Below are 5,541 nucleotides of genomic sequence, written 5' to 3'. Positions count from 1 at the left end.
TCGACGGCGTTATCTACATGCTGGACTCGACCGTTGACCCCTTCATGCAGGTCAACATCATGATGATCGGGATCATCGAGAGCCGGAAACTGCCGGTGATCATCGTGGCCAACAAGATCGACCTGCCCGAGGCGGCGCCGGCCCGGATCAGGAGCGCCTTCCCCCAGCACCCCGTGGTCGCCATCTCAGGACTTGAGGGCAGGAATACCGAAGAGTTATACGAGAAGATGATCCAGAACTTCGCGTAAAGGTCCCGGAGGAATCATGCCACACAAGTGCACCAAATGCGGCAGGGAGTACAAGGACGGGTCCACGGAGATCCTCAAGGGATGCGCAAGCTGCGGCGGCAAGAAGTTCCTCTACGTCAAGGAAGCAGATATCAACAAGGACGTCTTTGAGGAGAAGTCGATCGAGGAGATCAAGGACGAGTCCAAAGAGGAGATCCTCGAAGTCGTTGAGCCCCAGGTCAAGGGCAGGGCCAAAAAAGAGGTCGAGATGTTCGACCGGGTCGAGACGATCCGGATCGTGGGCCCGGGCTCCTACGAGCTCAACATCGAGAAGATGGCAAAAAGCGATGAACGGATCGTGGGCGTCGGGGGAGAAGAGGGCAGTTACATCATCGACCTCATGTCCATGGCAAAGGACGAGCCGAAGAAAAAGAGGGCAAAGAAACGATAACATCTCCCGGTCCTTGGCCGGAACCTTTTCTTTTTTTATGAAAATTTTGGTTTTTATGGCTCTGCAGACACCCGGCGTTCCCTCCGGGAGAAAAGTGCCAGAAAAATCTCAGGTACGGCGTCTCCCGGCCCCGGGGTAAAGGGCCGCTTAAAATTGTGGATATCGTCGTTTTAGGGGGATCCCTGCATTTGTCAGGACCAAATTATACCACGAACTTTTGTGGCATACCATACACCGAATCCGCTTGCGATGGCAAAAAGAATAGCGATAACGATAGTGAGGGTGGGCTGACTGTCAGGATGTACCACCAGATTGATGTAGATAGCCAGTCCCTCCACAAGGGCGAGGAGGACTACCATCAGGGGTAAGTTCCGCGTCTTTTGCGTCATGCTCTCTTTACATTACACGATACACTCTGATAAAAGGCAGGGATACACCCGGTCACCGGGTCGCCAGATCGTCCCGTATCCCCTCGTAGGGGGCAGGCAGGTCGAGCGCCCGGAAGAACCGGTCGGTGAACGAGAGACTGGTCGTAACTGCCCATTCGGCACACCCGTGGCCGAGGCACCGGTCCGGGAAAAAGGGGAGGTTCTTTGCCGCAAGCGGGTTCTCGGCAAACCGGTTCACCAGAAGCCGCCCGAGCTTCTCCGCATGGGTCTCGCGGCCGGCGCCGGCTGTTTCCCCGGCACGGATCTCCACCCACTCACGCCGGTAATGCATCAGGTAGTTGCGGATCCCGATCAGGTCTTTTATCCCGGAAAAGTCCGGGTCCTCTTCCAAAAAGAGCGGTTTTTCTCCTATTTCGAGGATCTTCTGGTATTTTGCGGGGAGCGGGGTCCGGTCAAAATAGTTCTCGTTTCTCCACTTCTCCCCAATCGCCCGGAGCAGGGCCTCGGTGGATTCGTCAACATAGAAATACGCGTTGTCCGCCGCATCGGACCAGAGCTCGTTTATGGTGGATTCGAGGAAGGCCACCGTGGAGAAGAGGGCGTTGAGAGTAAACGCCTCGTGCCGGAGCTGCTGTCCGGCCGTGAGCGTACCGGTATTCCGGTACGTCTCCTCCAGCTCATACCCCATGCGGCAGAAGAGGGCCGCAGACTGGATGTACCGCACGGAGAAACAATCCCGGATCCGGATGACAATTCCCTCGGGCAGGGCACGGTCGTTCTCGTCCATCGTATCATCCCCATTATTGTCTTGTACGGTAAAAAGGTGCGGGCCCGGCTTTTTTACGCTATCCTTAATACGTGAAGGACAAAATAGTAAGATAGCACTTTTAAAACAGGTGCTGACAGATGTAAGTCCGACGTGCCTTTTCTGGCACGGCCTCAAAACGTCAGGCTTTGGGATTACAGAGAGTCAGTAGGCATATACTGCACTTTTCTGGACTTACACAAAATTCGTTACCGGAGGTATAACCATGGCACGAATGCACGCCAGAAGAAGAGGAAAATCAAGCTCGGTGCGGCCGGCGCGTAAGGAAGCGCCCTCGTGGTCCAACACGGACAAGGCAGCAATCGAGAAGCTCATTGTCGATCTCCGCAAGGAGGGTACATCCGCAAGTATGATCGGCCTCATCCTGCGGGACCGCTACGGTGTTCCCGATGTCAAGATGGTCACCGGCAGGCGCATCGGCGATATCTTAAAAGAGAACAAAATCAGCTCCGAGATCCCCGAGGATCTTCGCGACCTGATGATCAAGGCACTGGGCCTGCGCAAGCACCTGGGCGAGAACCCCAAGGACCTGCACAACAAGAGGCAGCTCCACCTTGTCGAGGCAAAGATCCGCCGTCTCGTGAAGTACTACACCGGCACCAAAAAGCTCGCCGCTGGCTTCACCTACAAACCGGAGAACGCCGAGATCCTGCTGTCCAGATAAAGAGATATATCGTCCGGGGATGCCCATGTCGCTTGAAGAAGCCGCTAAAATCGTTGCAGACCAGATCCGGCGTCAGCAGTTCGTGGAGGTATACGCCCACCATGACGCCGACGGCATCGCAGCAGGGGCTATCCTCTGCAACGCGATGCTCCGGGCCGGGATCCGGTTCCGGCTCCGGGTCTGCGCCGATATCCCCGCAGAGGGGCTCTCGCACGATGCGGCAACACTCCTGTGCGATCTGGGGTCCGGAAAGGAAGACCTGCCGCTTGAGACGATCGTCGTGGACCACCACCTCCCGCTCTTTGGCGGGCAGTTCCACGCAAACCCGCGCCTGGAAAAGATCGATGGCGACCGGGAGCTCTCCGCAGCCGGCATGGCCTATATCGTTGCCCAGGAGATGGGGGACAACCGGGATCTCGCCGGTCTGGTGATCCCCGGTATCATTGGTGACGGCCAGGCCTTTGCCGGGAAAAACCTCGAGATCTTCAACGAGGGAGTGGCAAACGGGATCCTCGTGCCGGACAAGGGCATGACGCTCGCCGGCCGCGATATGGCGGAAAGGTGGGTGCTTGCCACACGCCCCTATCTCGAAGGGATCAGCGGCTGTGATTCCGCGGTCGCAGACCTGCTCGCCCCGGCCCAGGGAGATAACGGGCTGAAGACGGATATTCTGCTCAGCCTTGCAGTGCTCACAGCAGCACCGCAGACCTCCGCTGATGGCCTGGGGTTGCTTTACGGCGATACGATCCACCTCCAGCGCGAGGTGATCGAGGACGCACACGCACTCACGGCGGTCATCGATGCCTGTGGCAAATCCGGCCACGGGGATCTTGCGGTGGCACTCTGCCTGCGCTCCTCGGTGGAGATCGAGCAGGCCTGGGAGGTAACCCGGCGGCACCACCTCAATGTGATCGGTGCGCTCGGCAAAGTCCAACCGGCAGAGGAGGGCACAGCGGTCTATGAGTGCAGCGATGCAATGCTTGCAAGCGATATCGCCGATGTGCTCGCCCGGGACCGGGTCCAGCAGGCACCGGTGCTCGTGTACGCACGGTACGGGGAAGACTGCCGGATCTCGGCCCGCCTGCCCCGCGGTGTCACTGCCGATCTCGGACCGCTGGTCCGCACACTCGCTGCGACATGCGGCGGAAATGGCGGGGGACACCACACCCGGGCAGGGGCTACAATCCCCTGCGACCGGCTGGGAGCGTTCGTGAAGGGATGGCATGAGAGGCTTGCCGCATGATGCAGGTACGCGGCCTCATCGCCACCACCCACGACGACGCACCCGGCGTGGCAGCATCCCTTGCACCCGACAATCTCAGGGGTATGACCACCACCGCTAACGGGAACCGGGTCACCACCATGATCGAAGGTTCCCCGATCCGGTCGGTCATCGCATCCGTGGACGACTATCTCATGAATCTGGCAATCGCGGACGAGACAACCACCCTTCCGCGAAACAAAGGGAAGAACGCAGAACAGAGGGAATAAAAAAGCACAGAGTTGAAACCATGGCAAAGAAGAAACAGGTTGGAAGAAGAGTTGAAGGCTGGAAAGCCAAGAGCTGGTTCAAGGTATACACCCCCGACAACCTCGGCAAGGCGTATATCGGTGACACCATTGCAAGCGATGTGGACACCGTCAAGGGCCGGATCATGCAGGCAACGCTCGGCGAGATCACCAACGACTACGCCAAGCAGCATATCAAGATGAGCTTCAAGGTTGCAGAAGTTACCGGAGACGCAGCCTACACCGAGTTTGTCGGCCACGAAGTGACCCGCGACTACCTGCGGTCACTGGTCAAGCGCCGCAGCTCCCGCGTTGACTGCCACGTGCAGGTCGTCACCAAGGACAACAAGAAGGTCCGGCTCACGATCAGCTGCTACACCTTCGCACGTGCCAACATCGCCCAGGAGCACGCACTCCGGAACGCGATCATGGCCAGCCTTGCCGCACAGGCACAGGCATGGGACCTGAATGCACTCGTCAACGGCGTTGTCTCCGGAGAGATCTCCCGCGACCTCTTCAAGGTCGTAAAGACCCTCTACCCCACCCGTCGGGTCGAGATCATCAAGTCCAAGGTCGAGCCGGCCGCAGCAGCGGTCGTCCCGGCCAAGTAATACCCGTCACCTCCTTTTTTCTTTTACGGTTTACCTGCCCACCATTTCTCCGGATGACCCCGGGGTGTCCGCGTGAAGGCCAAAAAACCGGGAAACATAATTAATCCGCGCGTCCTACCATCCCTAAGAATGACCGCCCACAGGATCCTCTTTCTCGTCATTGACGGGTTGTCCGACCGGCCGTGCCTGGAACTGGGCGGAAAGACACCCCTTGAGGCGGCGCACCATCCCGTTCTCGACCGGCTTGCCGCCGGGGGGATCTGCGGGATCATGGACACGATCGCCGCCGGCGTCCGCCCGGGCTCGGACACCGCACACCTCGCCCTGCTCGGGTACGACCCCCACACCCATTACACCGGGCGGGGACCGCTTGAATGCGCAGGCTCGGGGATCCGGATGGAGCCGGGCATGATCGGGTTCCGGTGCAACTATGCCACGCTCTCGCCCGGGGGGCTCGTGACCGACCGGAGGGCCGGGCGGATCGCGGACACAAGAGCCCTCTCGCAGGCGGTGCAGGAAGGAGTTGATCTCTCTTCCTTTTGCGTGGAGTTTGTCTTCCGGTCCGGTGCAGGCCACCGGGCAGCGCTCGCGTTCAGGGGCAGGGGGCTGGGCCACTGCGTCTCCTCAAACGATCCGAAAAAGGACCATGCAGCCCCGCCCGCGATCACCCCGGTCCGGGCCCGGGCGGAGGACAAAAAGACCGCAGACATCTGCAACGAGTTCGTGCGCCAGTCACAGGAGATCCTCGCGGAGCACCCGGTAAACCGCGAACGCCTGGAACGGGGCGAAAACCCGGCGAACCTCGTGCTGATGCGGGGGGCCGGCGAGATGGGCAATTTCGAGCCGTTTGAGAGAAAATACGGC

7 protein-coding genes and 2 pseudogenes are annotated in these 5,541 nt (G+C 59.4%); 7 read left to right on the top strand and 2 right to left on the bottom strand.

The window, feature by feature from the left end:
- Together VMS83_RS10060 and VMS83_RS10055 are read left to right on the top strand one after the other, a co-directional pair.
- Nucleotides 1-248 (top strand): annotated as a pseudogene (locus VMS83_RS10060) (GTP-binding protein); the annotation flags it as partial.
- 16 nt (nt 249-264) lie between these two features.
- A complete protein-coding gene (locus VMS83_RS10055) occupies nt 265-678 on the top strand; it encodes a Zn-ribbon domain-containing protein (RefSeq protein WP_325412388.1) in 414 nt (137 codons plus the stop codon).
- A gap of 191 nt (nt 679-869) precedes the next feature.
- Here the strand turns inward: VMS83_RS10055 and VMS83_RS10050 are convergent, their stop codons facing one another.
- Nucleotides 870-1,067 (bottom strand): hypothetical protein, encoded by a 198-nt coding sequence (locus VMS83_RS10050; RefSeq protein WP_325412386.1) that lies wholly within the window; start codon nt 1,065-1,067, stop codon nt 870-872.
- Between the two features lie 52 nt (nt 1,068-1,119).
- Entirely contained in the window at nt 1,120-1,854 is a 735-nt protein-coding gene (locus VMS83_RS10045; protein ID WP_325412384.1) for a hypothetical protein, read from the bottom strand.
- 244 nt (nt 1,855-2,098) lie between these two features.
- Here VMS83_RS10045 and VMS83_RS10040 point away from each other — a divergent pair, with 244 nt between their 5' ends.
- From VMS83_RS10040 to VMS83_RS10020, 5 genes and pseudogenes are all read left to right on the top strand, one after another.
- Complete coding sequence (locus VMS83_RS10040; protein WP_325412382.1) at nt 2,099-2,557, top strand: 30S ribosomal protein S15; 459 nt, start codon at nt 2,099-2,101, stop codon at nt 2,555-2,557.
- A 25-nt stretch (nt 2,558-2,582) separates the two neighbouring features.
- Nucleotides 2,583-3,800 carry a DHHA1 domain-containing protein gene (locus VMS83_RS10035; RefSeq protein ID WP_325412380.1) on the top strand — a complete coding sequence of 406 codons (1,218 nt, stop codon included), beginning with the start codon at nt 2,583-2,585 and terminating at the stop codon, nt 3,798-3,800.
- Nucleotides 3,797-4,048: a KEOPS complex subunit Pcc1 gene (locus VMS83_RS10030; RefSeq protein ID WP_325412378.1), complete on the top strand. Its 252-nt coding sequence runs from the start codon at nt 3,797-3,799 to the stop codon at nt 4,046-4,048. Before VMS83_RS10035 ends, VMS83_RS10030 begins: the two co-directional genes overlap by 4 nt.
- 20 nt (nt 4,049-4,068) lie before the next feature.
- On the top strand, nt 4,069-4,677 hold the full coding sequence (locus tag VMS83_RS10025) for a 30S ribosomal protein S3ae (protein ID WP_325412376.1): 609 nt from the start codon (nt 4,069-4,071) through the stop codon (nt 4,675-4,677).
- 129 nt (nt 4,678-4,806) lie between these two features.
- Nucleotides 4,807-5,541: pseudogene (locus VMS83_RS10020) on the top strand (phosphoglycerate mutase); the annotation flags it as partial.

Origin of the sequence: Methanoregula sp., from assembly GCF_035543475.1 — an archaeon.
Lineage (GTDB): Archaea > Halobacteriota > Methanomicrobia > Methanomicrobiales > Methanospirillaceae > Methanoregula.
Note: the sequence above shows the minus strand (reverse complement) of the source record. Positions and strands in the feature narration are given on the sequence as shown.